Below are 26,154 nucleotides of genomic sequence, written 5' to 3'. Positions count from 1 at the left end.
TGCGGGCCGGGCGGGGGTGTGCGCTGGTGTCGGCGGGGTGCCGGGGCGGCACGCCCAGTGGGTACAACTGCGGGGAGGCGCTCACGTGTTCCCGGCGGGGCTGCTCAGCTCAGAGCTTGCGCATCCGGATGCGGCGGATCGAGTGGTCGCGGGCCTTGCGCATGACGAGGTCGGCTCGGCCACGCGAGGGCAGCACGTTCTCGGCGAGGTTCGGGGCGTTGATCGAATCCCAGATCTCGCCGGCCAGCGAGCGAGCCTCCTCGTCACCGAGCGTGGAGTAGCGGTGGAAGTAGGAGTCGGGGTCGCGGAAGGCGCCGGCTTTGAGCTTCATGAACCGGCGGATGTACCAGTCGCGCACATCTGCGGTGTTGGCGTCGACGAAGACTGAGAAGTCGAAGTAGTCGCTGACGGACATGCCGACCCGGCCGTCGAAGCGTGGGCGCGGGGGCTGCAGGACGTTGAGGCCCTCGACGATGAGCACATCGGGGGAGCGGACGGTGACCTGCGCGCCGGGGACGATGTCGTAGGTGTGGTGCGAGTAGATCGGGGCCCGCACCTCGGGAACCCCGGACTTGACCGCTGAGAGGAACCGCAGCAGGGCGCGCCGGTCGTAGGACTCGGGGAAGCCTTTGCGGCCGGAGAGTCCGCGGCGTTCGAGTTCGGCGTTGGGGAAGAGGAATCCGTCGGTGGTGATGAGCTCGACGCGCGGGGTCGAGGGCCAGCGGGCGAGAAGCTCACGCAGCACGCGCGCAGTCGTCGACTTGCCGACGGCGACCGAGCCGGCGACGCCGATCACGAATGGGGTGCGTTTGGGCGCGGGATCCTTGCCGGTGTTGCGCAGCGGGGCGAGGAACTCGCGGGTGAGCTGGTGCTTCTGGCCGCGGGCGGCGACATAGAGGTTGAGCAGGCGTGAGAGCGGCAGGTAGATCGTCTCGACCTCGGCGAGGTCGATGGTGTCGCCGAGGCCGCGCAGCCGGTTGACATCGGCGGCAGACAGCGGCAGTTCGGAGTTCTCGGCCAGCAACGACCAGGAGGCGCGGTCGAATTCCCAGTACGGGGTGGCGACGCTCTCAGCCTCACCGGCGCGCGCCGGCGTCAGGCCGGCGAGTTCGCGTTCGGCGTCGAGGGACGATCCGGCAGGGCTGCCTGCGGCCGGGAAGCTGTCGATCCGGGTGCTGCCGTCATCGTCAGGGGCGTGGGTGCCTGGGGTCATGCCGACATTGTTGCACGAGCAGCCCAGAAGCTGTGGCGCGGTTCCTCGGGTGGACGGGTGCGAGGCTGGCAGATCTGCCGATACGAGCACAGGCACCGGTTAACTCGGCAACGGGGACCGTCGGCCTGGCTGAAGCGGTTACTCCCGCAGGTTGAGAGATGGGGGCGGTTCGCGGAACCCGCGGGTGAGGACGGCCAGGTATCCGACGCCGAGTGCGACCCAGAGCAAGCCGAAGAACAGCGTTGAACCTGAAAGGCTCGTCCACAGCCACAACGTCAGGCCGAAACCGATGACCGGCACGAGACCGTAGAGAAGAATCGACGGCGCTCCTCGGTGACGTTTCTGCACGAGGAAGATCGAGATGACGGCCAGGTTGACGACGGTGAAGGCAGTGAGCGCGCCGAAGCTCACGATGGAGGCGACGAAATCGACGCTGGCGAAGACTGCTGAGACTGAAATGACAGCGACGACGAGAATCGCTCCGACTGGAGTACGGAACCGCTCGCTCAGGACACCGAAGATGCGATGTGGCAGCACACCGTCGCGGCCCATGCTGTAGAGGATCCGTGAGACGCTTGCCTGCGAGGCGAGGGCTGAGCCGAGGGCGCCAGTGACATACGCGGCTAGGAAGAGTGCGACGAGCAGGTTCCCGCCGATGTGCATGAGCATGTCGAGGGCTGCGGTATCGGCGCCCTCTCCGTTGATGAAGTTCGGATGGGCCATGTGTGCCAGCCAGGAGATGGCGATGAAGATCCCTCCGCCTGCCAGAGTCGTGAGGATGACGGCGACGGGCACTGTTCGCCGTGGCTCCTTGGCCTCCTCCGACATCGTCGAGACTGCGTCGAACCCGAGGAAGGACAGGCACAGGATCGCCGCGCCCGCCATGATGAGAGAAGCGTCGATATCCCCGCTGATGAACGGATCGAGAAGGCTGACGTTCGCGTCGAAGGACCGCACTGCCATGACGGCGAAGATGATGAAGAAGAGCACCTGCAGCGACACGAGCACAACATTGGCATGCTTGACGGCGTTGATGCCGACGATGTTGAGGACGAGGACGAGCAGGAGGGCAGCCATTGAGAACATCCAGGCGGGTGCGGCGGGGAACTGTTCGTGGAGATAGAGGCCGATGAGCAGGTAGTTGAGCATCGGCAGGAGAATGTAGTCGACCATGATGACCCAGCCGGTCATGAAGCCGATATGGCCGCCGAAACCAGCGCGCGCATAGTCATAGGCGGCGCCAGCGGCGGGCACTTCGCGACTGAGCACGGCATAGCTGACCGCGGTGAAGACCATGGCGCTCAAGGTCACCGCATAGGCCAGTGACAGATGACCCTGAGTGATCTCGTTGACGATGCCGTATGTGGTGAAGACAGTCATCGGCACCATGTACGAAAGGCCGAACATGACAAGAGTCGGAATGCCGAGCGAGCGGCGCAGCGTCGGACTGTGGATGGTGGTGCTCTCAGGTGTCATGCGGAGGGTTCCTCTCGAGTGCGGTGCTGCGTTGCACCAGCTTCGACGTCGGTGTGAGCAGTGGTTGCCGGGTTGACGCGTCAAGCGGGAGCAGTCATATTGGTCAGGTGACCAATATGGCGTGTGTCACAACCTAGGCAACGGACAGGACGGTGTCAAGAGATGGCGGGCCCGAGAGTGCGCAAGTCTGCTGAGCAGCGTCGCGCCGAGATGCGCGAGGCTGCAGATGCCATTGCGGTGTCTGACGGTCTTGCTGCGGTCACGGTGCGCTCGCTGGCGCAGCGGATGGGTGTGGTGCCGGGGCTTATCGCCCACTACGTGGATTCGATGGACGTTCTGCGAGCCGAAACCGTCGGTCGCGTGCTGACTGCCGAGCTGGAAGATTTCCGCGAGGTGGTGGAGACAGAGACGAGCACGCGCAACCGGCTGCGACTGCTGACCGAGCTGCTCACGAGAGCGGGCCGCGAAGGGGCCTCAGCACTCTGGCTCGACGCGTGGAGTTACGGCCTACGGGTATTGCCCATCGCCGCAGAAGTACGTGCGCATATGGACGCGTGGCAAGCATTCATCCAACAGCTGATCGAAGCCGCCGTCGATGCCGGTGACGTTGAATGCAGAGATCCGGACGCCACCGCGTGGCACATCATTGCGGTGGCGGATGGCCTCAACGCGCATGGTCTCGTCCAGTACCGCGACCGCGAGGCTCTGCGACGTCAACTGGCAAAGGCAATTGGAGAGAGCCTGGGTCTCTCTCCCGAAGACCTGTGCAGCTGAGACACCTCCCCAGGACTTTCGCTCAGGGCATATGCATTGGGCATCTCGAAGATCGGAGACAGAGATTATGAAGACGCAGAACGTCGCGCCGGACCACGACGTGGTGGTCGTTGGCGCTGGGCTTTCCGGCCTCACCGCTGCGACACAGCTCGTGGAGGCTGGATACGACGTCATTGTGCTCGAGGCCCGAGACCGGGTCGCCGGCCGAAACGAGAACGGAACATTCTCAGGCGGGCTCTCGATCGAGCTCGGCGGGCAATGGGTCGGGCCGACTCAGGACGCCGTACTGGAGCTGATCGACGACCTCGGTTTGGAGACGTTCACGGTCTACGACGAAGGCAAGACGCTCCTGGCGATCGGTGGACAGATCCACTCCAGCGACGACGACGCGATCGGACTGACCGACGAACTGGCCGCTGAGTTCCAGTCCACCGTGGACATGATTGACCGCACCTGCGCTGGTATCGACATCGAGCGACCATGGCTGTCGAACAGAGCGATGGAGCTGGATCGCATGACAACACAGCAATGGCTGACGGAGAACGTCCCAACGCCTGAAGTTCGAAACGTGCTCGACGTGCTTCTCGCAACGATCTTCGCAGCCGAATCCGAGGAGTATTCCGCGTTGCACTGTCTCTTCTACCTTGCCGCTGGCGGTGGGCTGCACCGCATGATGGCGACGATCGGCGGGGCGCAGGAGGCGCGCGTGTCAGGCGGCACTCACCAGATCTCCGAGCGTCTGGCGAGCCGGCTGGGGAAACGTGTGCATCTCAGCACCGAGGTCACAGGACTGACATACGGCGACGACGGCGTCACAGTGCACACCACCACGAATGATGTGCGTGCTCGCCGGGCTGTCGTGACTTTGCCGCCGACGTTGGCAGGTCGGCTGCGGTACGACCCGCCGATGCCGCCGAACCGCGACGTTCTCACCTCCCAGATGCCCGGCGGAAACGTCATCAAGTTCCAGCTCCGGTATGCCAGGCCGTTCTGGCGCGATGCAGGCCTGCGGGGCACGGTGCTCAGCCTTGATCACGATGTAGCGCTCGTCTACGACAACTGCATTCCCGGCGAGGAGTCCGGGATCCTCGTAGCCTTCGTCGAGGGTCACCACGCGAAGGCCTTCGCCGGTGTTCCGGAGGATGAGCGCACCGCGCGAGTGCTTGAGTGCTTAGCCGACTTCTTCGGTGAAAATGCGCGCAAGCCGCTCGAAGTGCTGCAGCGTGACTGGAGTGCTGAGCCGTTCACGCGCGGTTGCTACGGCGGCCGGCTCGGAGCGGGGCTGTGGACGCACGTCGGTGAGGAGCTGCGCCGGCCCGTCGGCCCTGTGCATTGGGCCGGAGCGGAAACCGCAACCGAATGGAACGGCTACATGGACGGGGCAGTCCGCAGCGGCCGGCGGGCAGCCAACGAGGTCAGCGACGCGCTCAGCTGAGCGCAATCACCGCCTCGGGAGCGGGATCGACCAGCCGGTGCAGAGTCGCAGACGTCACGCGCCGGGTGGGCGCGAAGGTGCAGGTGCTGGGCGCTGGCGGGTTTAGACTGAAATCTATGTGCGGAATTGTTGGATACGTTTCATCGTCAACTCCCGAAGCAGCGGGCCACAGCGCCCTTGACGTCGTGCTCGGCGGCCTCAAGCGGCTCGAATACCGCGGCTACGACTCAGCCGGCGTCGCGCTCGTCACCGATGAGGGCCAGGTCGCCAGTGCGAAGAAGGCCGGCAAGCTCTCGGCGTTGACCGAGGAGCTCGAAGCCCACCCGCTGCCGGCGGCGATGACCGGCATCGGCCACACCCGGTGGGCCACACACGGCGGGCCGACCGACGACAACGCGCACCCGCACCTTGCCGACGGCGGCCAGCTGGCGGTCATCCACAACGGCATCATCGAGAACTTCGCCTCCCTCAAGGCCGAACTGCAGGCCGATGGCGTCGAGTTCCTCTCCGAGACCGACACCGAGGTCGCCGGCCACCAGCTGGCGAAGAACTACGCCACGACCAAGGACCTGACCGAGGCGATGCGCCTGACCGCCGGCGAGCTCGAAGGAGCGTTCACGCTGCTGGCCGTGCACGCCGATAAGCCGGGCACTGTCGTGGCTGCCCGCCGCAACTCGCCGCTGGTCATCGGGCTCGGCGAGGGCGAGAACTTCCTCGGCTCCGACGTCGCAGCCTTCATCGACCACACCCGCAAGGCTGTTGAGATCGGCCAGGACGAGATCGTCACCATCACCCCGGACTCCGTCGCCATCATCGACGCTGAGGGCACCCCGGTCGAGGGTACGAGCTTCAACGTCGACTGGGACACCGCCGCTGCCGAGAAGGGCGGCTTCGCCTCCTTCATGGACAAGGAGATCCACGACCAGCCGCAGGCCGTGGCCGACACGCTGCTCGGCCGGATGGATGCCGACGGCAAGCTGACCCTTGATGAGATCCACGTCGATGAGACGATCCTCAAGTCAATCGACAAGATGATCGTCATCGCCTGCGGCACCGCCGCCTACGCCGGCCAGGTCGCCAAGTACACGATCGAGCACTGGTGCCGCATCCCCGTCGAGGTCGAACTCGCCCACGAGTTCCGCTACCGTGACCCGGTCGTCAACGAGAAGACCCTTGTTGTCGCCGTATCGCAGTCCGGCGAGACGATGGACACGATCATGGCGGTGCGCCACGCCCGCCAGCAGGGTGCAAAGGTCGTCGCGATCTGCAACACCTACGGCTCGACGATCCCGCGCGAGTCCGATGCGGCGCTCTACACGCACGCCGGTCCCGAGGTGGCGGTCGCCTCGACGAAGGCGTTCCTGTCTCAGATCGTCGCCTGCTACCTGCTGGGCCTGTACCTGGCGCAGCTGCGTGGGAACAAATTCACCGATGAGGTGCGCGTCATCCTCGATGAGCTGCAGCAGATCCCGGAGAAGATCGAGAAGGTCCTTCAGCTCAAGGGGCAGGTCGAGCAGCTTGCCCGCAGTGTGCAGGACACCCAGTCGGTGCTGTTCCTCGGCCGCCACGTCGGCTACCCGGTCGCGCTCGAAGGTGCGCTCAAGCTCAAGGAGCTCGCCTACATCCACGCTGAGGGCTTCGCTGCCGGTGAGCTCAAGCACGGGCCGATCGCCCTCATCGAGGACGGGCAGCTCGTGTTCATCATCGTGCCGAGCAAGGAAGGCCGTGACTCCCTGCACGCGAAGGTCATCTCCAACATCCAGGAGGTCCGTGCTCGCGGTGCGAACACGATCGTCATTGCCGAGGAGGGTGACGAGGCTGTGCAGGAGTACGCCTCCGAGGTGTTCTACGTCCCGCAGACCCCGACGCTGCTCGCACCGCTGCTGACGACGATCCCGCTGCAGTTCTTCGCCATGGAACTGGCGACGATGAAGGGCCTGGACGTCGACCAGCCGCGCAACCTCGCCAAGTCCGTCACCGTCGAGTAAGACAGGCAGGCAGCTATGGGGATCATCGGAATCGGCCTCGACATCGCCGATGTGCCGCGGTTCGCTGAGCACATCGAGCGGGTGCCGGAGCTGCTCGACCGGCTGCTGACCCCCGCCGAGCAGCTCAAACGCAACGGCAAGCTGCGCACACCGGAGTCGCTGGCCGCACGGTTCTCCGCGAAGGAAGCACTCGTCAAGGCGATGCAGTATCCGGGCATCATCGAATGGCAGCACGCCGAAGTCGTCTCCGCGCCTTCGGGTGCGCCGTCGTTCCGGCTCTCCGGGCCGGTGCTCGAGCACTTCCGGAAGATCGGAGGGGAGAACATCCACCTGTCGATCACCCATGATGCCCGGGTGACGATGACCTATGTCATCGTCGAAGGGTCAGGCGCACCGCTGACACCGCCTGTCGACCAGCCGCCCCCGCTGCTGCCGGGCAGCCCGGAGGCACTCGCCGCGTTGGAAGAGCGGCGGAAGCAGCGACGAGCCGAAAAAGAACGGCTAGCCGAAGAGAAGCGCCAGCGCTAAGCCGACTGAGCCTGCTGGTCAGAACGGGGGAGCGTCGTCTGATGGCGTTCCGCTGGTTCCCTCCTCTGAGGATCCGTCCTCCTGCGGTCCTTCTTCCTGCGTTTCCTCCCGCAGTGCTTCGCGCCTGGCGGCATCGCTGAGCTCGTCGGCCCGTGCCAGGCCCAGGTAATGCTGGGCCAGCTCAGTGGCCGTATCGAGATACACCGCATCAGGCTCTGCCGGCGCGGTAGCAGTCTCTGCGTTGGCTGCCCGCTCGGCTTCGGCCGGTGGGCTTGTCGCCCAGTGCGAACCGGGTGTGGCGTCATCGTGCAGCAGGGTGCGCATCGGCTCCGGCAGTGCCTCACCGATGATCCGCGCCTGTCGCTGCTCGACCGGATTGCGCGGCTTGCGCGCCTCACCGGTGAGCCCGAACATCATCGTCCACCGCAGCACACCATCATCGCCCTTGACCACGCGCAGATGCCCGCGCGTCTTGAGGTCGTGATGGGTCTTGCACAGCGGCTGCATGTTCCCCACCTGCGTCAGCCCGCCAGCAGACGGGTCACGGTGGTTGAACGACTCGATGTGATCGGTCTCCGACGTCGAGGCCCGGCGGCTGCAGCCCGGTGCCGTGCACCACGACCAGGCCGCCTGCACCGTCGTGCGCACCGCCCGCGGCACCGCGTACTTCTGCGCGGGCTCATCGAGGACCTCACCGGTGAGCGGATCGGTCAGCAGCCGGTACAGCGTCGAGGACTCGGCAGCGAACTGCCGGGCCGTCACGGCTGGAATCGGATGCTGGCCCTCCAGCGAACCGGGCAGCTCGGCACGGCCGAGCAGGGTCATCACCGGCACGGTGACGTTGACGGTGGCCTGTCGGCGCAACCATTCGGCACTCGTGGGACACGACACCTCCAAAAGCTGCGTTCCGCCGTCGCCGTGTTCGACGCGCAGCTGGGTAGCTGGAGCCATCCCGGTGAGCATGTCGAACATCGTCTGCGGGATCGTGCGATCCTCCACCAGCTGCAGCTCCGCATCGTTGCCTGCCGTGTCACCGCGGTCGAGGCCGAAGGCGTCGAGCTGTTGGCGCACGACCCCGCGGGCACAGGCGAGCGTGCGCTTGTACAGCGCCGTCAGCGGAGCCAGCGGCCCGCGCAGGGTCAGCGTCGCACTGCCATCGGGCAGCGCTTCGAAGAGCACCGCCCGCTGCTCGTGGATCTGCTCAACGGCCTCGTCCTCGGGCACGATCGTCGCCAGCTCCATGTCGACATGCCGGCGCACCTCGCGCATCGGCCGGTGTGCCGGGATCGCAGAGACAGACGCGTCCATCTCCTCCAGCTGCGCGAGCGTGAGGTCGCTGCTCTTGCGGGCGGTGTAGTCCAGCCGCTCGAAGGGCACCTGTCCACGCAGCACGAGCGCGGTCAGCCGCGGTAGGCCGACGAACGATACAAGCGCCCGCGATACCAGGGTGTAGGCCTTTTGCAGCGAGCAGTCGTGCATCGTCGAGACCACGACGCGTATCGCGTTCTCAGCCCGGTCATTGGCGCAGAACCACGACATGAGCGAGCCGCTGAAGCGCACCTGCCGCAGGCCTGCGGCGACGTCCGCAGGGGAGGGGAGCACCGCCTCGGGCGCCGTCACCCCGGGCATCGCGGGTACGAACCCGACCATGCGCGCGGGATCGAATGCAGGCGCGCATGCCACCGCCTCGGGGCCGGGTGGCCCGCCTGTCTCCGGTGGAGCGGCCGGCCGATGCTGCAGCGGCAGGGTCGCGAGCCGGTCGTCGATGTTGAGCACCGCGAAGGCCAGCTGCGCCAGCCCGTACATCTGCACCGCCTCATAGCGGCCCAGCTGCCGGTTGTAGGCGGCCACATGATCAGCCAGCAGCGACACCGGGCTCGCCGGCACCTCGACGGCCAGCTGCGGGTCGTCATCGGGGTCCATTCCTCTCACCTCCTTGTGAGGGTGCAGCCGATCAGCGGCTGCTGATTTCGTCGTGGTTTCAGGCTATCGGGACCCACTGACATCGCTTCCGGATCGCGGGTGCGGCGGGGTTAGGCTGGGACTATGTCAATCATCAGCGCCGCCGCAGCGGCTGCCCTCCTGCCCGAACTCCAGCGCCTGCGCCGCGATCTGCATCGCGAACCCGAACTCGGCCTCGACCTGCCCAAGACCCAGGCCCGGGTCGCAGCCGGGCTCGACGGTCTCGATGTCGAGGTCACCTATGGGCAGTCGCTGAGCTCGCTGACGGTCGTGCTGCGCGGCGGCAAGCGCGACCCGGAGCACCCCGTGGCGGTGCTGCTGCGCGGGGACATGGACGCCCTCCCGGTGACTGAGGCGACCGGCTTCGATTTCGCCTCCACCAACGGCGCGATGCACGCCTGCGGCCACGACCTGCACACCACCGGTCTGTACGGAGCGCTGCGGCTGCTCCACGACGTCCGCGACGAGCTGGCAGGCGACGTCATCTTCATGTTCCAGCCCGGCGAGGAGGGCTACGACGGTGCCGGTCACATGCTGCGCGAAGGGGTCCTCGAGGCCGCCGGAGTGCCGGTCATCGCCGCCTTCGGGGTGCACGTGTCAGCTGATCAGCCGCTCGGTAACCTGTACTGCCGGCCGGGCTCGTACATGTCGGCGTTCTCGATCATGAACATCACTGTGCGCGGCAAGGGCGGACACGCCTCCCGCCCGCACACCGGCCGCGACCCGATCCAGGCCGGCGCGATGCTGGTGGGCCAGCTGCAGGAGTATGCGACCCGCCGCTTCGATGCCTTCGACCCGGTCATCATCACCGTCGGCCAGTTCCATGCCGGCACCGCACCCAATGTCATCCCCGACACCGCCGAGCTCACCGTCGGGATCCGCTGCTTCTCCCAGGCCACCACCGCCCGCACCGAAGCTGAGCTGCCGAACCTCGTGTCCACCCTCGTATCCGCCCACGGCTTGGAGGCAGACGTCGACTACCGGTCGGTGCTGCCGCCGGTCATCAACGATGAGACCGAGACCGCGTTCTATCTCGACACCGCCGCCGAGGTGTTCGGCCCGAGCCGCACGCACCTTGTGACGGTGCCGAAACCAGGCTCCGAGGACTTCTCGCGCATCCTCCAACAGGTGCCGGGCACTTACGGCCACCTCGGTGCCGCGCTGCCGGGCACGGTGGCCGAGGAGCAGGATTCGAACCATTCACCGCGCGCCCGCCACACCGATGAGGGACTCGCCGACCACGCCCGCTTCCTCGCCGAGCTCGCCGCCGGCAGACTCCACCAGCATGCCGCCGCGGCACCCGCCTGGCCGGGTGCCGCTGCAACTGCCGGTGATGCTGGGGCCACCGCTCCCGAGGTGGAGGAGGCTGAGACCGAAGGGAAGCTGTCATGAGACTCGGGTACACCGCTGCCGCCGTCCGCGAAGCCGAGGCACCGCTGCTGGCCGCAGGCCGCGGGGAGGCGCTCATGCGCGCCGCGGCGGCCGGCCTCGCTTCCGTGTGCCGCCGTCTGCTGAGCGAACGCGGCCAGATCCCCGGCAGCCGCGTCGTCATGCTCGTCGGTGCCGGCAACAACGGTGGAGACGCCCTCTACGCCGGCGCGAACCTCGCAGACCGCGGCGCCCACGTCACCGCCGTCGACGTGTTCGGCAAGCAGCACCCGGCCGGCAGCGCCGCCTTCATCTCAGCCGGTGGGCGGACCGAGGCCTTCAGCCCCGAAACCGCTGCCGTGATCGCTGCCCAGCTGCGGCGGGCCGATCTCGTCATCGACGGGGTGCTCGGCACCGGCGCCAAACCGGGCCTGCCCGATGACCTCTCAGCCCTCATCCGCGACTGGCAGGGAAGTGCTGCCTCCTCCCAGTTCGTCGTCGCCGTCGACGCGCCCACCGGCGTCGACGCTTCGACCGGGGCCTGTGGGCCCACCCATGTGCGCGCTACCCACACCGTCACCTTCGGCGCTGACAAAGCCGGCCTCCTGCTGCCCGGCGGCGCCGATGCCGCCGGCGAGGTGACAATGGTCGACATCGGCCTCGACATGTCGCCCCATGTCCCGGCCGTCCACGTCCCCGACGATGCCGCCCTCGCGACCCTCTGGCCGCGCCCGCAAGCAGGCGACCACAAGTACTCCCGCGGCGTCCTCGGCCTCGTCGCCGGCTCCGCCCGCTTCCCGGGTGCCGGCGTGCTCACCGCCTCGGCGGCGGTCGCCACCGGTGTGGGCATGCTCCGGCTCCTGGCACCCGCCGAGGTGACCGAGACCGTCCTGCAGACCTACCCGGAGGTCGTCACCGACGCCGGGCGCGTGCAGGCGTGGGCGATCGGGCCGGGTGCTCCGGACCGGCTGGCGATGCAGCAGGCGATCACCGCCGCGGAATCCCAGCACGTCCCGCTCGTCATCGACGCCGGCGGCCTGTCGCTGCTCACCCGGCCGCTGGAGACCAGCTGTATCCTCACCCCGCACGCCGGCGAGCTCTCAGACCTGCTCGCCCGCCTCGGCACCGGTGCCCCCACCCGGTCCGAGGTCGAAGCCGAACCGGTCACCCACGCCGTGCGCGCCGCCCAAGTGATTGAGGCGATCGTGCTGCTCAAGGGCAACCGGACGATCATCGCCCGGCCCGACGGCACCGTCGTCGCACCAGAACCCGGGCCCGCCACGCTGGCCACCGCCGGCACCGGCGACGTGCTCACCGGTATCCTGGGAACCCTGCTGGCCACCACGCACGGAACCGACATCGACCTGGCCGACCTGGCCGGGCTGGCAGTGCTCATGCACGCGCGCGCAGGCGCGCACGCAACTCACGCCTCGCACCTGCCGGCCGCCCTCGAAGCCGACGTCCTCGCCGTGCTCGACCAGATCTGAGACACGCGCCCGGCAACGGCACGACGGCCACGTGCGGCCGGCCCGCACCACGGCGGCACCACCCACCGACAACGAAGGAGACAGCCCATGGCAGCAGCGGCGCAGGCAGCGACCGGATCGGTCGTGACCGCCCGCATCGACACCGCGGCACTCATCGACAACGCCCGCACCGTCGCCGCGCGCGTCGCTCCCGCCCAGCTCATGGCCGTCGTCAAGGCCGACGCCTACGGCCACTCCACCGACATCGTCGCCCCTGCGCTGTATGCCGCCGGACTGCGGGACTTCGCCGTGGCGGCCGTGCCCGAGGCGGTGGCCCTGTCCCAGCTGCTCGGCCCGGATTCCGGGGCTCGGATCCTGTGCTGGCTCTTCGACCCGGCTGCCGACCTCACTGTTTGCACACGCGCCGGGATCGAACTGGGCATCTCCACCCCCGAAGCCCTCGAGGCCGCCATCGCCGCAGGCCGGGCGACCGGGCGCACTCAGGACGTGCACCTCAAACTCGACACGGGGCTGGGCCGCAACGGCCTCTCCCTGCCGCAGCTCGAAACCGTGCTCGACCGGCTGCGCGAACTCGCCACCGCGACCGGCACCACCGCCCGCGCCACCGGAACCACCAGAACCTCCGCCTCGGCGCCGGTGCGGGTGACCGGCATCATGACCCATTTCGCCAACGCCGACATCCCCGGCGACCCGGCGACCGTCGACCAGCTGCACCGCTTCGACACCCTCTACGGCCGCCTGCAGGCCGAACTGCCGCACGCCCTGCGCGCAGACGACCTCATGGTGACCCTCGCCAACTCGCCGGCCGCGCTCTCCCTCAACCCGGTGCCCGGCAGCCACGTGCGCGCCGGCATCAGCCTCTACGGCATCAGCCCATTCGAAGACAAGACCGCCGCGCAGCTCGGCCTCACCCCGGTCATGACGCTCACCTCCCGGGTCCTCAACGTCAAGGACGTCCCTGCAGGTCACGGCGCCTCCTACGGCCTGACCTACCGGTGTGAGCGCGACACCCGATTCGCACTCGTCGCCGGCGGTTACGGCGACGGCCTGCCGCGCATCGCCGGCAACCGCGGCGAGGTCGCCATCGGCGGGCGCCGCTACCCGATCGTCGGGCGCATCGCGATGGACCAGATGATCCTCGACATCGGCCCGGCCGGCGACGGCGGCCAGGTGGCGATCGGCGACGAGGTGATCATCATCGGTGACGGCACCACCGGCCCGAGCGCTGAAGAGTGGGCGGACTGGTGCGAGACGATCAACTACGAGATCGTCACCTGCATCAGCGCCCGCGTCGACCGCATCACCATCGGCGCGGATGCCGCCAGCGCGCCCGGTGACCGCGCCCGAGGCGGTGGCCGGTGACCGACTCCACCCACCTTGCCATCGGCGACCGCGAGGACATGGAGCGCTTCGCCTCGCTGCTCGCCGCCCAGCTGCAGGCCGGTGACGTGCTCATCCTCACCGGCAACCTCGGTGCCGGGAAGACGACGCTCACCCAGTTCCTCGCCACCGCCCTTGGGGTGACCGGCCGGGTGTCCTCACCGACCTTCGTCATCGCCCGCGCGCACGCGAACCCGCACGAGGACCGGCCGCCGCTCGTGCACGTCGACGCCTACCGCCTCGGCGACGCCGCCGAATTCTCCGACCTCGACCTCGAATACGGGCATGACGAAGCCGTCACCGTCATCGAATGGGGCCGCGGCCTGGCCGAAGAACTCTCGGCCGATCGCCTCGAGATCGTCATCACCCGCGCAGGCGAGGACCCCGAGGCGGCATCGGACGCCGACCCAGCCACGAGCGCAGACGACCCCGGCAGCGACCCGGCTGCCGGCCCCGACACCGGGTCCCTCGACGTCTCCGATCTCCTCGGCGACGCCCCCGGCCCCGTCGACCTCACCGAGGCTGATGAGGACGAGACCCGCACGATCCGGCTCATCCCGACCGGGCCGAGCTGGAAGACGCGCATCAGCGCCATCGCCGCCGCCTTCGCAGAGCAGGAGCCCGCATGATCATCCTTGCGATCGACACCTCGGCCACGGCCACCGCCGCACTGACCGACGGCGAGACCGTCCTCGCCGAGTGGAGCGCGGCCGCCGGCGGCAAGCACGCCGAGCTCACCGGCCCAGCCGTCCGCGAACTCACCGAGGGCCAGCCGGCCCCTGAACTCGTCGTCACCGGAGTCGGGCCGGGCCCGTTCACCGGCCTGCGCGCCGGCATCGCCACCGCCATCGGCTACAGCCTCGGCGCGGCCATCCCCGCCGCCGGCGTGCCCAGCCACCTCGCACTCGCCGTGCGCGCCTACCGCAGCCTCGACCAGTCCGCCCCGCTGCTCGCGGCCACCGATGCGCGGCGCAAAGAGGTCTACTGGACCCGCTTCAGCGGTCTCGATGAGCACGGTGTGCCCGTCGCTGCGGCCGGACCCGAGGTCTCGGCCCCGTCCGACCTCGCCGCCCACCTGACCGAGTTGGCAGGGCAGCAGGCGCCAGCGGGCATCGGCGGCGGGTTCGAGCTCTACCCTGAGCTGCTCGCCGTGCCCGAGGTGGCCGACCCGATCCTCGACACGGCACCTCCTGCCGCGGCCGGCCTGGCAATCGCCGCCCACCGGATCCTGGCATCCGGCAGCGAGCTGTGGCCGACGACCCCGCTGTACCTGCGCGCCCCCGACGCCGCCGCAGCCGTCCGCCGCGAGACGAGCCTGCGATGAGCGACGACCCCGCTGCAGAAGCCGACCCCGCTGCAGGAACCGACACTGCTGCAGGAACCGGCCCCGCCGCAGAAGCCGCGGCTCAAACCGAGGCTACAGGTGCTGGCGACGCCGTGATCCGGCGGATGCGCTGGTTCGACATCGCACCCATCGCCGCCCTCGACGCCGAGATCTTCGGCGCCGACGCCTGGTCAGAGGCCTACTTCTGGTCCGAGCTGGCAGCCCCGGGCCGGCACTTCATCGTCCTCGACGCCGCAGCTGTCGGCAACGCCGCGAGCCCGGAACTCCTCGGCTTCGCCGGCCTGAGCGTTTCCGGCCCGCAGGCCGACATCCTCACGATCGCCTCCCACCCGGACGCCCGCCGGCAGGGGATCGGCCGCCGGCTGCTCGACGCCCTGCTCGACCACGCCCGCGCCAACGGCGTCGAAGCCGTCCACCTCGACGTCCGCGCCGACAACACCGCCGCCCAGGCGATGTACGCCGCCGATGGATTCGTAGAACTCGACCGCCGCCCCGGCTACTACCGCGACGCCGACGCCGTGCTCATGCGCGCACTCCTGTGACACTCCTCGACTGACCGAACTGCGCGGCCCGGAATTGGTAGCCTGAAGCCATGACATCCTCGCCTGTCCTGCGCTTCTCACTCGTGCCCTGGGAAGACGGCGTCGACCTCGACATCCGCACGAGACTGCCGGTGACCGCCGCCGAGGTGTGGGCACAGATCGCAGACCCTGCTGCCTGTGGTGTGTGGTTCGCGCCGTACACGCGGGCAGGCGACGCACTGACCTTCGACGCCGGCGACGGCGAGACCTTCACCGCCGAGATCATCCACTGCGCCGAAGAATCCGATGTGATGCTCGACTTCGCCGACTTCGGGCTCACCGGCTTCAGCCTCCGGCCCGCCGAGGATGACGAGAGCACCACCGAGGTCATCGTCACCCGCCCACACCCCGACTGCACGGCCGTCGCCGACTCGATCGACAGCCAGGTCGAAGGACTGTGGCCGAGCCACCTCGAGCTGCTCGCCGAGCAGCTGGGCCATCCGATGGCCAGCCAGGGCGACCCCGCCTTCCTCGACGAGACCTTCACCGCCCTCACGAACGAAGCGCGCGTGAATGCCACTGAGGAGAGTCGATGAGCTCTAGCGACGGCCCGCTCGTCCTCGGCATCGAATCCTCCTGCGACGAAACCGGCGTCGGGATCGTGCGCGGGCGCACCCTGCTGACGAACACCGTCGCCTCCTCGATGGACGAGCATGTGCGCTTCGGCGGCGTCGTGCCCGAAGTCGCCTCCCGCGCCCACATCCACGCCATCGGCCCGACCATCGACGAAGCGCTCACCGACGCAGGCGTCACCCTCGATGACATCGATGCGATCGCCGTGACCGCAGGCCCCGGGCTCTCCGGAGCGCTCATGGTCGGCGTCGCCGCCGCCAAAGGCCTCGCAGCGGCCACCGGGCTGCCGCTGTACGGCATCAACCATCTCGCCGCCCACATCGCCGTCGACCTCGTCGCCGACGATCTGCAGAACCCAGCCACCGCCTCGGGCCCGGTGACCCCGTCGATCGCGCTGCTCGTCTCCGGCGGGCACACCGAGATCCTGCGCATCGGCGACCTTGTCGACGACATCGAACTGCTCGGCGCCACCATCGACGACGCCGCCGGTGAGGCCTTCGACAAAACCGCTCGGCTGCTGGGCCTGAGCTATCCGGGCGGGCCGAACATCTCGAAAGCCGCCGCCGGCATCCTTGACGGCACCGGCCAGCCGGGCGACCCGGCCAGCGTGAAATTCCCGCGCGGACTCTCCACCGCTAAGGACCTCCGCGACCCTCAGCGCCGCTACTCGTTCTCCTTCTCCGGGCTCAAAACCGCAGCCCTGCGCTTCGTCACCGCCTACGAGGCCGCACGCGCCGCCGGCAACCCGGAGACCAGCCGGCAGTTGACCGACCTGCGCTTAGCCGACGTCACCGCATCCTTCGAGACAGCCGTTGTCGACGTGCTCGTGACCAAGACGCTGCTCGCGTGTGAGGATCACGGCATCGACCACATCATGCTCGGCGGGGGAGTGGCGGCCAACCGGCGGCTGCGCGAGACCCTGGCCGAACGCTGCAGCGAGGCCGGCGTCACCCTGCGGATCCCGCCGCTGAAGCTGTGCACCGACAACGGTGCGATGGTCGCCGCCCTCGGCGCCGAACTCGTCACCCGCGGACTGCCGCCCTCACCAGAGGACTTCGCAGTCTTCTCCTCACTGGAGGTGCGCGATGTCTACATCCGACCCTGACCGCAGCGGACCTGTGGAACCCGACAGGGGCCCGACTCCAGCCGAGGCGCGCCGGTCCATGCCGCCGATCGAGGAGCTGCGTGCCCGCCGCCGGTCCGGTGACGGCTGGATCGAAACCCCGCAGGGACGTTTCTGGGGCAGGTTCGGTGCCGCAGGACTGCTCATCCACGACCGCGAACGCGGTGTGCTGCTGCAGCACCGAGTGCCCTGGTCAGCCCACGGCGACACGTGGGGGATCCCCGGCGGGGCGATCGACGCCGATGAGACTCCGACTGCCGGGGCGATCCGCGAATGCCATGAAGAAGCCGGTGTGCCGGCTCTCGACGGCTCAGGCATCAAGATCCTCGACACGCACGTCGTCGACAAAGACGGCTGGTCGTACACCACCGTCATCTCCGAAGCCACCGAACACCTCGAGGCGTTCATCGCCGATATCGAAAGCCTCGACCTGCGCTGGGTGCCCCTTGACGAGGTCGCCGACTATCCGCTGCACCCCGGTTTCGCGGCCGCCTGGCCGCAGCTGCGCGCAGTGCTCGACGACTGAAACACGGCACCCGGCGACCGGAAACCTGCCGGCGGGCGGCAACCTGCCGGCGACCGGAACCCTGCCGGCGAGCGCCTCGGGAATGGCGACCCGGCCCCGCGGTCAGAGCCTGCCGTGCACCCCGGCGTCGAATTCCTCAGCCAGCTGGCGGGCCACAGCGGTCAGCTTGCCGGTGCGGTAGAACTCCGCGCGCTGGCGCTGGTAGCTCGCCCCGGTCTCAGCGAACCGCAGCATGTCGGCCAGCTCGTCGACACAGCCGAGCCTCTCAGCCACCGGCTGCAGGCGCGCGACCTCATCGGCGATGACATCGGTGACGAGCCGCTCATCGGCGGCGGCGTTTTCGATGATGATCGCCTCCATCGCATAGCGCGCCGCCCGCCACTTGTTCTCCACATGGAACCAATCCGGCATCGTCGGCAGCGTCTCACCGGCATCGAGACGGGCGGAGAAGTCATCGACGAGGCACTGGACGAACGCGGTGACAGCGGCGACTTCGCGCAGGCTCGGCATCGCATCGCAGACCCGCACCTCGATCGTGCCCCACTTGGGCGCTGGGCGGATGTCCCAGCGGATCTCGTTGATCTCATCGATGACACCGGTGGTGAACATGTCGCGCGTATACGCCTCGTAATCAGCCCAGGCATCGAACTGATACGGCAGCCCGGCCGTCGGCAGCTGCTGGAACATCATCGCCCGGTTCGAGGCGTAGCTCGTGTCCTGCCGGGACCAGAACGGCGAAGACGCACTCACCGCCTGCAGATGCGGCACGTAGGCCAGCAGTGCATTCAGGATCGGCAGCACCTTGTCCCGGTCATCGATCCCGACATGCGTATGCAGCCCGAAGATGAGCATGTGCCGGCCCCACCACTGGGTGCGGTTGATGAGCTCGGCGTAGCGTTCGGCCTCGGTGACCTGCTGATCCTTCCAGCGGGCGAATGGGTGGGTGCCGGCTGAGAGCATCCGGATGCCCAGCGGCTCGGTGATCTCGTGCAGCTGGCCGATCGTTTCGGCCAGCTCCGCACTGGCCTGAGCGACGGTGCAGTGCACGCCGGTGACCGCCTCGACGGTGTTCGTCAGCATCTCCCCGACGATCCGCCCACGCAGCGCGGCGCGCTCCTCGACGGCAGCGAGCACCTCGCCGGCACGCGGCACGAGGTCGAGCGAGGCCGTATCGACAAGCCCGAGTTCCCATTCGACGCCGAGGGTCGACCGTGGAGAGCGCGCGAAATCAACCATGCGCAAATCCTACAGAACCCTTGTCTTTTCCCACCCATCCGCTCCTGAGGCGGTCGCCGCCTCGGGCCCGTTACGATGGCCTCATGGCTCGCACCTCTTCGATCGTCCTCGCCGGACTGCTCGCCGGCGCCCTCACACTCACCGGCTGCAGCCGTGGCGAAACTGACGGGCCCCAGGAGCAGAGCAGCCCTGTGGCTGCTGAGACCCCAGCGGCGAATTCGCCGACGACGAGTGCCCAGCCCGACGCCCGGCCTGCCGACTTCACTGACGAGGCGAAGGGCATCGTCGCCGAGATGGACGACACGGCGCTGGCCGGGGCGGTCATCATGGGCTCCTATGACGGCACCGATGCCGCAGCCGGGGCCAAGCTGATCCGCGATGACAAGCTCGCCGGCGTCATCGTCATGCCCTACAACCTCCCGCAGGACGTCGACCGGCAGACGCTCAGGACGATGACCGACCAGTTCCGCACAGCTTCCGGTGAGCGCGGCTGGCAGACGATGATCGGCGTCGACCAAGAGGGCGGTCCGGTCACCCGTGCTGGCAGCGCGGCCGTCGAACTGCCGCCGCTCATGGCCCACGGTGCGGCAGACGATCCGGCGCTGACCAGCCAGATCACGGCTCTGCAGGGTCGTGATCTCATCGAACTCGGTTTCACCACCGACTTCGCCCCCGTCGCCGACGTCACCGTCGGCAAGGGCGATCCGGCCATCAGCGTCCGGTCCGCAGGTGACGACCCGCAGCGCGTCTCATCCGTCGTCGAGGCGGCTGTCACCGGTTATGACGAGGCCGGCATCATCTCCTCGCTCAAGCACTTCCCCGGCCACGGGGCGCTGACCGAGGACTCCCACGAGACGCTCCCGGTGTCACAGAAGTCCCTCGACGAGCTCGCCGACCGCGATTTCGTGCCCTTCGCCGATGCCGCCGAGGCCGGTGTCGCGACTTCGATGATGGTCGGCCACATTGCCCTGCCTGGTGATGAGACGCTGCCGGCCTCGCTCAATCCGAAGGCCTACCAGGCGCTGCGCGAGGACGTCGGCTTCGAGGGGCTCATCGTCACCGACGCCCTGAATATGGGCGCGGTCACGGCCGGCAGCCCCGGCCAGGAGACCGTCAAGGCGCTCGCCGCCGGCGCTGACCTGGCGCTCCTGCCCCCGGACAGCGCGGCCGCGGCCGAGGCGGTGCGCACCGCCCTGGGCGACGGAACCTTGAAGCGTGCGGACCTGGAGGAATCGGCCACCCGGGTGGTGGCCGCCCAGCTGTGGCAGACCGCAACAGCTGGCGATGCCGGTGACGATGCCGGAAAGTCAGAGGACGACCAGCGCCAGCAACTCGCCGTAGCCGCGCTGACGGTCATGAACGGTGAATGCCGGTTCGCCGAACCCGTCGACGAGGTCTCGGTCACCGGCTCCGACCTGGGCGTCAAAGCCTTCACCGAGGCAGCGAAAGAAGCCGGACTCAACGTCACCGACGGCGCAGAGACGACGGTCGCGCTCGTGCCCGGTCCGCTGCTGGGCTCCGAGACCGTCAAGCAGGCCAAGGCTCGCAACTCGAAGAAGGCCGATGTCGCCGTCGCCCTGTCCGGGCCGTGGGAGCTCGACGGCTACGAATCCGGTACCCAGCTGGCGATCTACGACGACTGGCAGCCGGGCATGACCGCTGTGGCCCGCTATCTGACAGGTGACCTTGAGGCCACTGGCTCCCTGCCGGTGAAGGTCGAGGGAGTGAATCCGCCGGACTGCAGCTGAGCCGAAAGCCGCCCACACGACCGGCCGGCGGCAGCGCTGACCAGCGCGAATCATTGAGAGCCACGGAGCGGGGGAGTACAGTGAGGAGACCCCCAGGATCTGCCTGACCCGGGCAGATCAGCCCCGAATCCGCGAACGGACGTGACGGCATCATGGCAGCCCCGCACCACTCGGCCGAGCGGCAGCAGACCGCGAAAGAGAAGGGTCGCCTCGCCCGGTTCTTCACCCAGAGGCCGCGTCACAAGTCCGACTTCATCCTCATCTGGGCGACCCTGACCGCAGTCTCCTTTGCGATCACCGGCATCTATGCATGGATGGCACCGGACACGATGGCCTATCTGCAGGATTACGGCTTCCTCGCCGTCCTCGGCTCTGTCGTCCTCGCCGGAGTCCTCTACGCCTTCTACCGCGATGCGCAGAAGGAGAGCGCTGTGCGCCGTCAGCGCCAGACCCCCACCCCGGCCGACAGCCCACGGTGAGCCGACCGGATCCTCAGGCCGTCCAGCAGGCGTCATCGTCACGGCGACCCTCACCGCTGGGCGGCCGTAAACCGACGAAGGACGACCTGCCGGCCTTCGCCACCGACAACCCGGACTCGATCGACGATGTCCTGCCCGGGCCCGGCGACCCGCCGCTGCGGCTGCTGATCATCGGCATCAACCCCGGCCTGTGGACCGCTGCGGTCAACGCCCCCTTCGCCCGGCCCGGCAATCGGTTCTGGCCCTCCTTGCACCGCGCAGCGCTGACCGATCACCTCATCGACGCCTCACGCGGACTCGACCTCGCTGATGAACGCCACCTCATCGAGCGCGGCATCGGGATCACGAACATCGTCGGCCGAGCCACCGCCCGCGCCGATGAGCTGAACCGAGACGAGCTTCGAACCGGTGCCACCACACTCGTCACCCGCATCCAGACGCTACGCCCGCAGGCCGCAGCGATCGCCGGGATCACCGCCTTCCGCACCGCGTTCCGGCAGCCCAAAGCCGTGCTCGGGAAACAGGACACAACACTCATCGACGGGTGGCCGAAAGACACCCAGCTGTGGGTGGTTCCGCAGCCCAGCGGCCTCAACGCGCACGAGAACATCGACACGCTTGCCGCCAAATGGCGCGACGTCTGGCAGTCAACGTCTCCAGCGGGCTGAACGAGCGTCGGCCCGAACGAGTGCGGCGCTCAGCTGTCGACGGGCTCCTCGAATCCGGTGGCAGCCGGCCTCTCGGCATCCGATGACCAGCCCGACCAGCTCGGTGCGTAGAGCACCGAGTCAATGCCGAGTGTCGCCAGCGCCAGTGCGTTATGGCACGCCGTCACACCCGAACCGCAGTACACGCCCACCGGCGCTTGACCGCCCTCGCCGGCGCCGCTGCCGGCCTCGACATCGATGCCGAGGGCGGCGAAACGCTGCTTGAGCCCGTCTTCTTCTAAGAACATGCCATCGGAGAGGTTGCCTGGCGCAGGTGCTGACAGGGCGCCGGGAATGTGCCCGGCACGCGAGTCCAATGGCTCGGACTCACCGGCATAGCGCTCCGGGGCACGAGCGTCGATGACCGTGCCCGAAGCGGCGAGCTCGGCGATCCCATCGGCATCGGTGACCGGCAGCTGACCGGGCCGAATCTCGAAGGCCGAGGCCGGCACCTCGGCAGCGGCGTGCTCAGCAGACCCGGCCTCGACCTCGCGCTCGGCTTGCGTCCACGCGGCGTAGCCGCCGTCGAGCAGGCGCACATTGCCGACACCTGCCCAGCGCAGCAGCCACCAGGCGCGGGCGGCACCCAGGCCAGGGCCGGCGTCGTAGACGACAACCGGGGTGGCGGCCTCGATTCCCCACGAACGGACGGTCTGCTCGAACCGGCTCGGGCTCGGCAGCGGATGGCGGCCTTCGCGGGCGTCATCGCTGGACCCGGCCAGATCGTCATCAAGGGAGACGTAGAGTGCACCGGGGATGTGGCCGGCGGCGAACGCACCGGAGCCATCGGGCTGCTGCAGGCTCCATCGGACATCGAGCAGCACCGGCGGCGAGGCGGACATGCGCTCAGCAGCAAGTTGGTCGACGGTGATGAGGTGGTCGGCGCGGGACATCGGATTCCTCTCGCTGGGGAACAGTTCTGGTCAGGGACATGCGATCAGGGGAGGGGAGCACAGGACGCAGGCGGGCTCGGCTCCGGCAGGCAGGTCACGGCTCGGCCGCGGAACCCAGCTCGACGTGATCGGCCAGCAGCACCGCATGCTGCTCACCGATCCGGGTGAAGAACAGAGTGGCGGGCCGGCCGCCCTTGGGCAGCTTGAGCTGGCGGCGCACCTGGTCGGGTGCGATATCAGCCCCGCGCTTCTTGATGACGACCCGGCTGATGCCGCGTTCGATGAGCGCCCGGCGCAGCGGCTTGATGCCAGCCGGCAGCACATCGGCGATCCGCCATGCCCGCACCGCCCGGGCGGCAGCTCCAGCCGGCAGGGCGTCCCCTGTCAGATACGCGATCGGAGCGGAGATCCGCCGCACATTCAGAGGCGCGCACAGCGCTCGCACGAGACCGGCGCGCACGATCGCGCCATCGGGTTCGAAGAGGTACGCGCCGAGCTCGCCGATGCCGGTCTCATCGTCTGCCGGCACCTCGGATTCGTGGACGGCCAGCGTCCCGCCGTCGCGCATGATCAGCGCGCTGCGGCCCGGCCGCTGGCACACCGCGCCGTGATACAGCGCCACCTCGACCACATCACCCTCATGCGAAACCCACTGCGCCTCCCAGCCGTGAGGAACCAGGCCGTGATCCAACGCCGGCCCGAGCTTGATCCCGGCGCCTGCCACCTCGGCGGCGGCCTTGAACGCCCACGACAACGACGGCGAGAACGCCTCGGGATCGCTCAGGCGAGAGGCGCCGCTGGCCCTGCCCGAGGCGGTGTCCCGCCGGGCAGGGTCGAGCCAGAGCGCATCGGCACGGGAGAGATCGTACTCCTCAGCGCGGGCGTGGGAGACGGTGACGGTGTCGAGGTGCCGCAGATTGAACGCCGCGATCGCCGCCGTCACCTCATCGGCATCGACAGCCTCAACGCTGGCGCCGAGACCTGCGAAGGCCAGCGCATCGGCTCCGATCCCGCAGCCCAGATCGGCGATGACCTGCGCACCTGCGGCGGTCATCCGGGCGGCATGATGGGCAGCGACCGGCAGACGGGTCGCCTGCTCCAGGCCAGGGCGGGTGAAGAGCATATCGGCCGCGAACGGCCCGAACTTCGCCTCCGCCTCCTGTCGCAGCTCGGCTTGGGCGAGAACCGCAGTCGCGGCCTCGGGACCCAACCCCTGCCGGCGCAGCCGCTCAGCGAGGGCGAGCTCATTGGCACGTGAGTACTCCAGCTCATCGAGCAGGCGGTACACCTCGGGTTCGAGCACGGCGGCCAGCATCTGCGGATCCATAGATGCCACCCTATCGGGTGGCTGCAGCCGTTGTGGTGGACAGCGCCACTGAGTCGTTTAGGGTAAGAACCGTGACGAACCTCCTCAGTGCCCGCGACATCCGGGCACTCGCCGCCGAGATCGGCCTGCGCCCCACCAAGCAGCGCGGGCAGAACTTCGTCATCGACCCCAACACGGTGCGCATGATCGTCACAGCCGCCGAGCTGCCCGAGAGCTGCCGGGTCGTCGAGATCGGACCCGGACTCGGCTCGCTGACCCTCGCGCTGCTCGAAGCCGGCCACGCCGTGACCGCCGTCGAAGTCGACCCGGCACTCGCCGCCCGGTTGCCGGCCACAATCGAGACCCACCACGGCACCGATGCCGACTTCGCGCTCGTCACCGCTGACGCCCTGCACGTCACCGAGCTTCCCGATGCCGCCGGCAGTGCGGCACCCGGCCCGCAGGCGCTCGTGGCGAACCTGCCCTACAACGTCGCCGTGCCTGTGCTGCTGCACTTCCTCGCCACCTTCCCCACCATCGACACGGTCCTCGTCATGGTCCAGGCCGAAGTCGCCGACCGGCTCGCCGCCGGCCCTGGCTCGCGCACCTACGGGGTGCCCAGTGCCAAGGCTCAGTGGTACGGCACCGTCACTCGGGCCGGCACGATCGGCAAGAACGTCTTCTGGCCAGCCCCCAACATCGACTCCGGGCTCGTGCGCATCACCCGGCACGCGCACCCCTACACCGCTGAGAAGCAGACGGTGTTCTCCTGCATCGACGCCGCCTTCGCTCAGCGCCGCAAGACCCTGCGCTCTGCCCTGTCCGGCTGGGCCGGCTCGCCCGCCCGTGCCGAGGAGATCCTCACCGCAGCCGGCATTGACCCGCGGGCACGTGGGGAGACGCTGACGATCACCGATTTCATCGCCATCGCCGAGGCGGCGGAGACGACCAGCGCCCTAGCGCCCACCGCCTCGGGCACGCCGCCCACCGCTGCGGGAACGGGCGAGGGGGACCGGGTATGAACGCAGAAGTCTCCCAGCTCGGCGCCCGTTCGGTCACCGCGCGCGCCTACGGCAAGATCAACGTCTTCCTCTCCGTCGGCCCGCAGCGCGCCGACGGCTACCATGACCTCGTCAGCGTCTTCCAGTCACTCGACCTGGCCGAGACGATCACGCTCTCCCCGGCGGCCGAGACCGCGGTGACGCTCACCGGCCCCAGAGCGGACACCACCGTCCCACTCGACAGCCGCAACCTCGCCGTCCAGGCCGTCGCGGCACTGTCCGAGGCGGCCGAGACGCACATCCCGGTCGCCATCCTGATCGACAAACAGGTTCCGGTCGCCGGCGGCATGGGCGGCGGGTCAGCCGACGCGGCCGCAGCGCTGGTCGCCTACGCGGAGCTCATCGGCTGCGATGACGCAGAGCTGCTCGCCAGGATCGCCGCCGAACTCGGCGCCGACGTGCCGTTTGCGCTCACCGGCGGCACTGCGATCGGCACCGGCCGCGGCGACGAACTCGTTCCCGTCGCCGGGTCCGGCACGTTCCACTGGGTGCTCGCCACCTCGGTGGAATCCCTGTCCACACCCGAGGTGTACCGGACCCTCGATGAGCTGCGCTGCGAGACCACGGCGGCGACCGATGACACCCTGCATGATCCCGATGACATCGTCACGGCACTGACTGCAGGTGACCCGCATACTCTGGCCGGAGTGCTGCACAACGACATGACCGACGCGGCGATCGAGCTGCTGCCCGGCATCGCCGATGTCATGGAATCCGGGCGGCAGGCAGGAGCCCTCGCCGCACTCGTCTCCGGCTCGGGGCCGACGGTCGGGTTCCTCGTCGCCGATCCGACGCATGCCCTTGACCTCACCGTGCTGCTCGAAGCCACCCGCGGAGTCCGTGACGTGGTGCGCACCACCGCGCCGGCCGGCGGCGCACACCTGGTGAATGGCTGAGCACCTGCGTCTGAGCGCTCGCCCGCCTCGTGACCGGCAGCACCGCTGTACGCCTGCAGCTGAGAATCG

24 protein-coding genes are annotated in these 26,154 nt (G+C 68.6%); 18 read left to right on the top strand and 6 right to left on the bottom strand.

Annotation, left to right across the window (positions count from 1 at the left end; translation table 11 throughout):
• Positions 1–109 precede the first annotated feature (109 nt).
• Positions 110–1,213: a type I pantothenate kinase gene (gene coaA, locus B4E96_RS06535; RefSeq protein WP_286956851.1), complete on the bottom strand. Its 1,104-nt coding sequence runs from the start codon at positions 1,211–1,213 to the stop codon at positions 110–112.
• A 138-nt stretch (positions 1,214–1,351) separates the two neighbouring features.
• Positions 1,352–2,689 (bottom strand): APC family permease, encoded by a 1,338-nt coding sequence (locus B4E96_RS06530; RefSeq protein ID WP_286956850.1) that lies wholly within the window; start codon positions 2,687–2,689, stop codon positions 1,352–1,354.
• A gap of 177 nt (positions 2,690–2,866) precedes the next feature.
• Between B4E96_RS06530 and B4E96_RS06525 the strand changes: the two genes are divergently transcribed.
• The 4 genes from B4E96_RS06525 to B4E96_RS06510 all read left to right on the top strand — a co-directional run bounded on the left by B4E96_RS06525 (position 2,867) and on the right by B4E96_RS06510 (position 7,414).
• Entirely contained in the window at positions 2,867–3,463 is a 597-nt protein-coding gene (locus B4E96_RS06525) for a TetR/AcrR family transcriptional regulator (RefSeq protein WP_165883470.1), read from the top strand.
• Positions 3,363–4,898, top strand: coding sequence for a flavin monoamine oxidase family protein (locus tag B4E96_RS06520; RefSeq protein WP_286956848.1), 1,536 nt, complete (start codon positions 3,363–3,365; stop codon positions 4,896–4,898). The genes B4E96_RS06525 and B4E96_RS06520 overlap by 101 nt, the downstream gene beginning before the upstream one ends.
• A gap of 116 nt (positions 4,899–5,014) precedes the next feature.
• Complete coding sequence (gene glmS / locus B4E96_RS06515; protein WP_286956847.1) at positions 5,015–6,886, top strand: glutamine--fructose-6-phosphate transaminase (isomerizing); 1,872 nt, start codon at positions 5,015–5,017, stop codon at positions 6,884–6,886.
• A gap of 15 nt (positions 6,887–6,901) precedes the next feature.
• The gene (locus tag B4E96_RS06510; protein WP_259797374.1) at positions 6,902–7,414 is read left to right on the top strand and encodes a holo-ACP synthase; all 513 of its coding nucleotides are present in this window, start codon (positions 6,902–6,904) and stop codon (positions 7,412–7,414) included.
• An 18-nt stretch (positions 7,415–7,432) separates the two neighbouring features.
• Here the strand turns inward: B4E96_RS06510 and B4E96_RS06505 are convergent, their stop codons facing one another.
• The gene (locus tag B4E96_RS06505; RefSeq protein ID WP_286956846.1) at positions 7,433–9,337 is read right to left on the bottom strand and encodes an HNH endonuclease signature motif containing protein; all 1,905 of its coding nucleotides are present in this window, start codon (positions 9,335–9,337) and stop codon (positions 7,433–7,435) included.
• 123 nt (positions 9,338–9,460) lie between these two features.
• On the opposite strand from B4E96_RS06505, the gene B4E96_RS06500 reads away from it, so the two are divergent.
• The 9 genes from B4E96_RS06500 to B4E96_RS06460 all read left to right on the top strand — a co-directional run bounded on the left by B4E96_RS06500 (position 9,461) and on the right by B4E96_RS06460 (position 17,759).
• On the top strand, positions 9,461–10,768 hold the full coding sequence (locus B4E96_RS06500) for a M20 metallopeptidase family protein (protein ID WP_286956845.1): 1,308 nt from the start codon (positions 9,461–9,463) through the stop codon (positions 10,766–10,768).
• Positions 10,765–12,231: an NAD(P)H-hydrate dehydratase gene (locus B4E96_RS06495; RefSeq protein ID WP_286956843.1), complete on the top strand. Its 1,467-nt coding sequence runs from the start codon at positions 10,765–10,767 to the stop codon at positions 12,229–12,231. The genes B4E96_RS06500 and B4E96_RS06495 overlap by 4 nt, the downstream gene beginning before the upstream one ends.
• An 87-nt stretch (positions 12,232–12,318) precedes the next feature.
• Entirely contained in the window at positions 12,319–13,593 is a 1,275-nt protein-coding gene (gene alr / locus B4E96_RS06490; protein ID WP_259797348.1) for an alanine racemase, read from the top strand.
• Positions 13,590–14,240, top strand: a complete 651-nt coding sequence (gene tsaE / locus B4E96_RS06485; protein ID WP_349680642.1) for a tRNA (adenosine(37)-N6)-threonylcarbamoyltransferase complex ATPase subunit type 1 TsaE — start codon at positions 13,590–13,592, stop codon at positions 14,238–14,240. The genes alr and tsaE overlap by 4 nt, the downstream gene beginning before the upstream one ends.
• Positions 14,237–14,935 (top strand): tRNA (adenosine(37)-N6)-threonylcarbamoyltransferase complex dimerization subunit type 1 TsaB, encoded by a 699-nt coding sequence (tsaB, locus tag B4E96_RS06480; protein ID WP_286956842.1) that lies wholly within the window; start codon positions 14,237–14,239, stop codon positions 14,933–14,935. The genes tsaE and tsaB overlap by 4 nt, the downstream gene beginning before the upstream one ends.
• Positions 14,932–15,498, top strand: a complete 567-nt coding sequence (rimI, locus tag B4E96_RS06475; protein ID WP_259797342.1) for a ribosomal protein S18-alanine N-acetyltransferase — start codon at positions 14,932–14,934, stop codon at positions 15,496–15,498. The genes tsaB and rimI overlap by 4 nt, the downstream gene beginning before the upstream one ends.
• 50 nt (positions 15,499–15,548) lie before the next feature.
• Positions 15,549–16,073, top strand: a complete 525-nt coding sequence (locus B4E96_RS06470; protein WP_286956841.1) for a hypothetical protein — start codon at positions 15,549–15,551, stop codon at positions 16,071–16,073.
• A complete protein-coding gene (gene tsaD, locus B4E96_RS06465) occupies positions 16,070–17,215 on the top strand; it encodes a tRNA (adenosine(37)-N6)-threonylcarbamoyltransferase complex transferase subunit TsaD (protein WP_286956840.1) in 1,146 nt (381 codons plus the stop codon). The genes B4E96_RS06470 and tsaD overlap by 4 nt, the downstream gene beginning before the upstream one ends.
• Positions 17,216–17,273: 58 nt before the next feature.
• A complete protein-coding gene (locus B4E96_RS06460; RefSeq protein ID WP_217007395.1) occupies positions 17,274–17,759 on the top strand; it encodes an NUDIX hydrolase in 486 nt (161 codons plus the stop codon).
• Between the two features lie 102 nt (positions 17,760–17,861).
• Here the strand turns inward: B4E96_RS06460 and B4E96_RS06455 are convergent, their stop codons facing one another.
• A complete protein-coding gene (locus B4E96_RS06455; RefSeq protein ID WP_286956839.1) occupies positions 17,862–18,995 on the bottom strand; it encodes a glutamate--cysteine ligase in 1,134 nt (377 codons plus the stop codon).
• Between the two features lie 83 nt (positions 18,996–19,078).
• Here B4E96_RS06455 and B4E96_RS06450 point away from each other — a divergent pair, with 83 nt between their 5' ends.
• The 3 genes from B4E96_RS06450 (at position 19,079) to B4E96_RS06440 (ending at position 21,890) form a co-directional block, all read left to right on the top strand.
• Positions 19,079–20,743, top strand: coding sequence for a glycoside hydrolase family 3 N-terminal domain-containing protein (locus tag B4E96_RS06450; protein WP_286956838.1), 1,665 nt, complete (start codon positions 19,079–19,081; stop codon positions 20,741–20,743).
• Between the two features lie 152 nt (positions 20,744–20,895).
• Entirely contained in the window at positions 20,896–21,222 is a 327-nt protein-coding gene (locus B4E96_RS06445; RefSeq protein WP_259845029.1) for a hypothetical protein, read from the top strand.
• Positions 21,219–21,890, top strand: a complete 672-nt coding sequence (locus tag B4E96_RS06440; protein ID WP_257995225.1) for a mismatch-specific DNA-glycosylase — start codon at positions 21,219–21,221, stop codon at positions 21,888–21,890. Before B4E96_RS06445 ends, B4E96_RS06440 begins: the two co-directional genes overlap by 4 nt.
• A 29-nt stretch (positions 21,891–21,919) precedes the next feature.
• Here B4E96_RS06440 and B4E96_RS06435 read toward each other — a convergent pair whose 3' ends face one another.
• Both B4E96_RS06435 and B4E96_RS06430 read right to left on the bottom strand, forming a co-directional pair.
• A complete protein-coding gene (locus tag B4E96_RS06435; protein ID WP_102163006.1) occupies positions 21,920–22,822 on the bottom strand; it encodes a sulfurtransferase in 903 nt (300 codons plus the stop codon).
• A gap of 94 nt (positions 22,823–22,916) precedes the next feature.
• Positions 22,917–24,149 (bottom strand): class I SAM-dependent methyltransferase, encoded by a 1,233-nt coding sequence (locus B4E96_RS06430; protein WP_286956835.1) that lies wholly within the window; start codon positions 24,147–24,149, stop codon positions 22,917–22,919.
• Positions 24,150–24,220: 71 nt separating this feature from the next.
• Between B4E96_RS06430 and rsmA the strand changes: the two genes are divergently transcribed.
• Positions 24,221–25,150, top strand: a complete 930-nt coding sequence (gene rsmA / locus B4E96_RS06425; protein WP_286956834.1) for a 16S rRNA (adenine(1518)-N(6)/adenine(1519)-N(6))-dimethyltransferase RsmA — start codon at positions 24,221–24,223, stop codon at positions 25,148–25,150.
• Positions 25,147–26,085, top strand: coding sequence for a 4-(cytidine 5'-diphospho)-2-C-methyl-D-erythritol kinase (locus tag B4E96_RS06420; protein WP_286956833.1), 939 nt, complete (start codon positions 25,147–25,149; stop codon positions 26,083–26,085). The genes rsmA and B4E96_RS06420 overlap by 4 nt, the downstream gene beginning before the upstream one ends.
• Positions 26,086–26,154 lie beyond the last annotated feature (69 nt).

Source organism: Brevibacterium sp. UBA7493 (genome assembly GCF_002479565.1).
GTDB classification, from domain to species: Bacteria; Actinomycetota; Actinomycetes; order Actinomycetales; family Brevibacteriaceae; genus Brevibacterium; species Brevibacterium luteolum.
This window is presented reverse-complemented; position numbering and strand designations above follow the sequence as displayed.

Excerpts from the sequence above, each read along its gene's own strand:
- coaA (WP_286956851.1), bottom strand. The coding sequence starts at position 1,213 with ATGACCCCAGGCACCCACGCCCCTGACGATGACGGCAGCACCCGGATC.
- B4E96_RS06530 (WP_286956850.1), bottom strand. The coding sequence starts at position 2,689 with ATGACACCTGAGAGCACCACCATCCACAGTCCGACGCTGCGCCGCTCG.
- B4E96_RS06520 (WP_286956848.1), top strand. The coding sequence starts at position 3,363 with ATGGTCTCGTCCAGTACCGCGACCGCGAGGCTCTGCGACGTCAACTGG.
- glmS (WP_286956847.1), top strand. The coding sequence starts at position 5,015 with ATGTGCGGAATTGTTGGATACGTTTCATCGTCAACTCCCGAAGCAGCG.
- B4E96_RS06510 (WP_259797374.1), top strand. The coding sequence starts at position 6,902 with ATGGGGATCATCGGAATCGGCCTCGACATCGCCGATGTGCCGCGGTTC.
- B4E96_RS06505 (WP_286956846.1), bottom strand. The coding sequence starts at position 9,337 with ATGGACCCCGATGACGACCCGCAGCTGGCCGTCGAGGTGCCGGCGAGC.
- B4E96_RS06500 (WP_286956845.1), top strand. The coding sequence starts at position 9,461 with ATGTCAATCATCAGCGCCGCCGCAGCGGCTGCCCTCCTGCCCGAACTC.
- B4E96_RS06495 (WP_286956843.1), top strand. The coding sequence starts at position 10,765 with ATGAGACTCGGGTACACCGCTGCCGCCGTCCGCGAAGCCGAGGCACCG.
- alr (WP_259797348.1), top strand. The coding sequence starts at position 12,319 with ATGGCAGCAGCGGCGCAGGCAGCGACCGGATCGGTCGTGACCGCCCGC.
- tsaB (WP_286956842.1), top strand. The coding sequence starts at position 14,237 with ATGATCATCCTTGCGATCGACACCTCGGCCACGGCCACCGCCGCACTG.
- rimI (WP_259797342.1), top strand. The coding sequence starts at position 14,932 with ATGAGCGACGACCCCGCTGCAGAAGCCGACCCCGCTGCAGGAACCGAC.
- B4E96_RS06470 (WP_286956841.1), top strand. The coding sequence starts at position 15,549 with ATGACATCCTCGCCTGTCCTGCGCTTCTCACTCGTGCCCTGGGAAGAC.
- tsaD (WP_286956840.1), top strand. The coding sequence starts at position 16,070 with ATGAGCTCTAGCGACGGCCCGCTCGTCCTCGGCATCGAATCCTCCTGC.
- B4E96_RS06460 (WP_217007395.1), top strand. The coding sequence starts at position 17,274 with ATGCCGCCGATCGAGGAGCTGCGTGCCCGCCGCCGGTCCGGTGACGGC.
- B4E96_RS06455 (WP_286956839.1), bottom strand. The coding sequence starts at position 18,995 with ATGGTTGATTTCGCGCGCTCTCCACGGTCGACCCTCGGCGTCGAATGG.
- B4E96_RS06450 (WP_286956838.1), top strand. The coding sequence starts at position 19,079 with ATGGCTCGCACCTCTTCGATCGTCCTCGCCGGACTGCTCGCCGGCGCC.
- B4E96_RS06445 (WP_259845029.1), top strand. The coding sequence starts at position 20,896 with ATGGCAGCCCCGCACCACTCGGCCGAGCGGCAGCAGACCGCGAAAGAG.
- B4E96_RS06435 (WP_102163006.1), bottom strand. The coding sequence starts at position 22,822 with ATGTCCCGCGCCGACCACCTCATCACCGTCGACCAACTTGCTGCTGAG.
- B4E96_RS06430 (WP_286956835.1), bottom strand. The coding sequence starts at position 24,149 with ATGGATCCGCAGATGCTGGCCGCCGTGCTCGAACCCGAGGTGTACCGC.
- B4E96_RS06420 (WP_286956833.1), top strand. The coding sequence starts at position 25,147 with ATGAACGCAGAAGTCTCCCAGCTCGGCGCCCGTTCGGTCACCGCGCGC.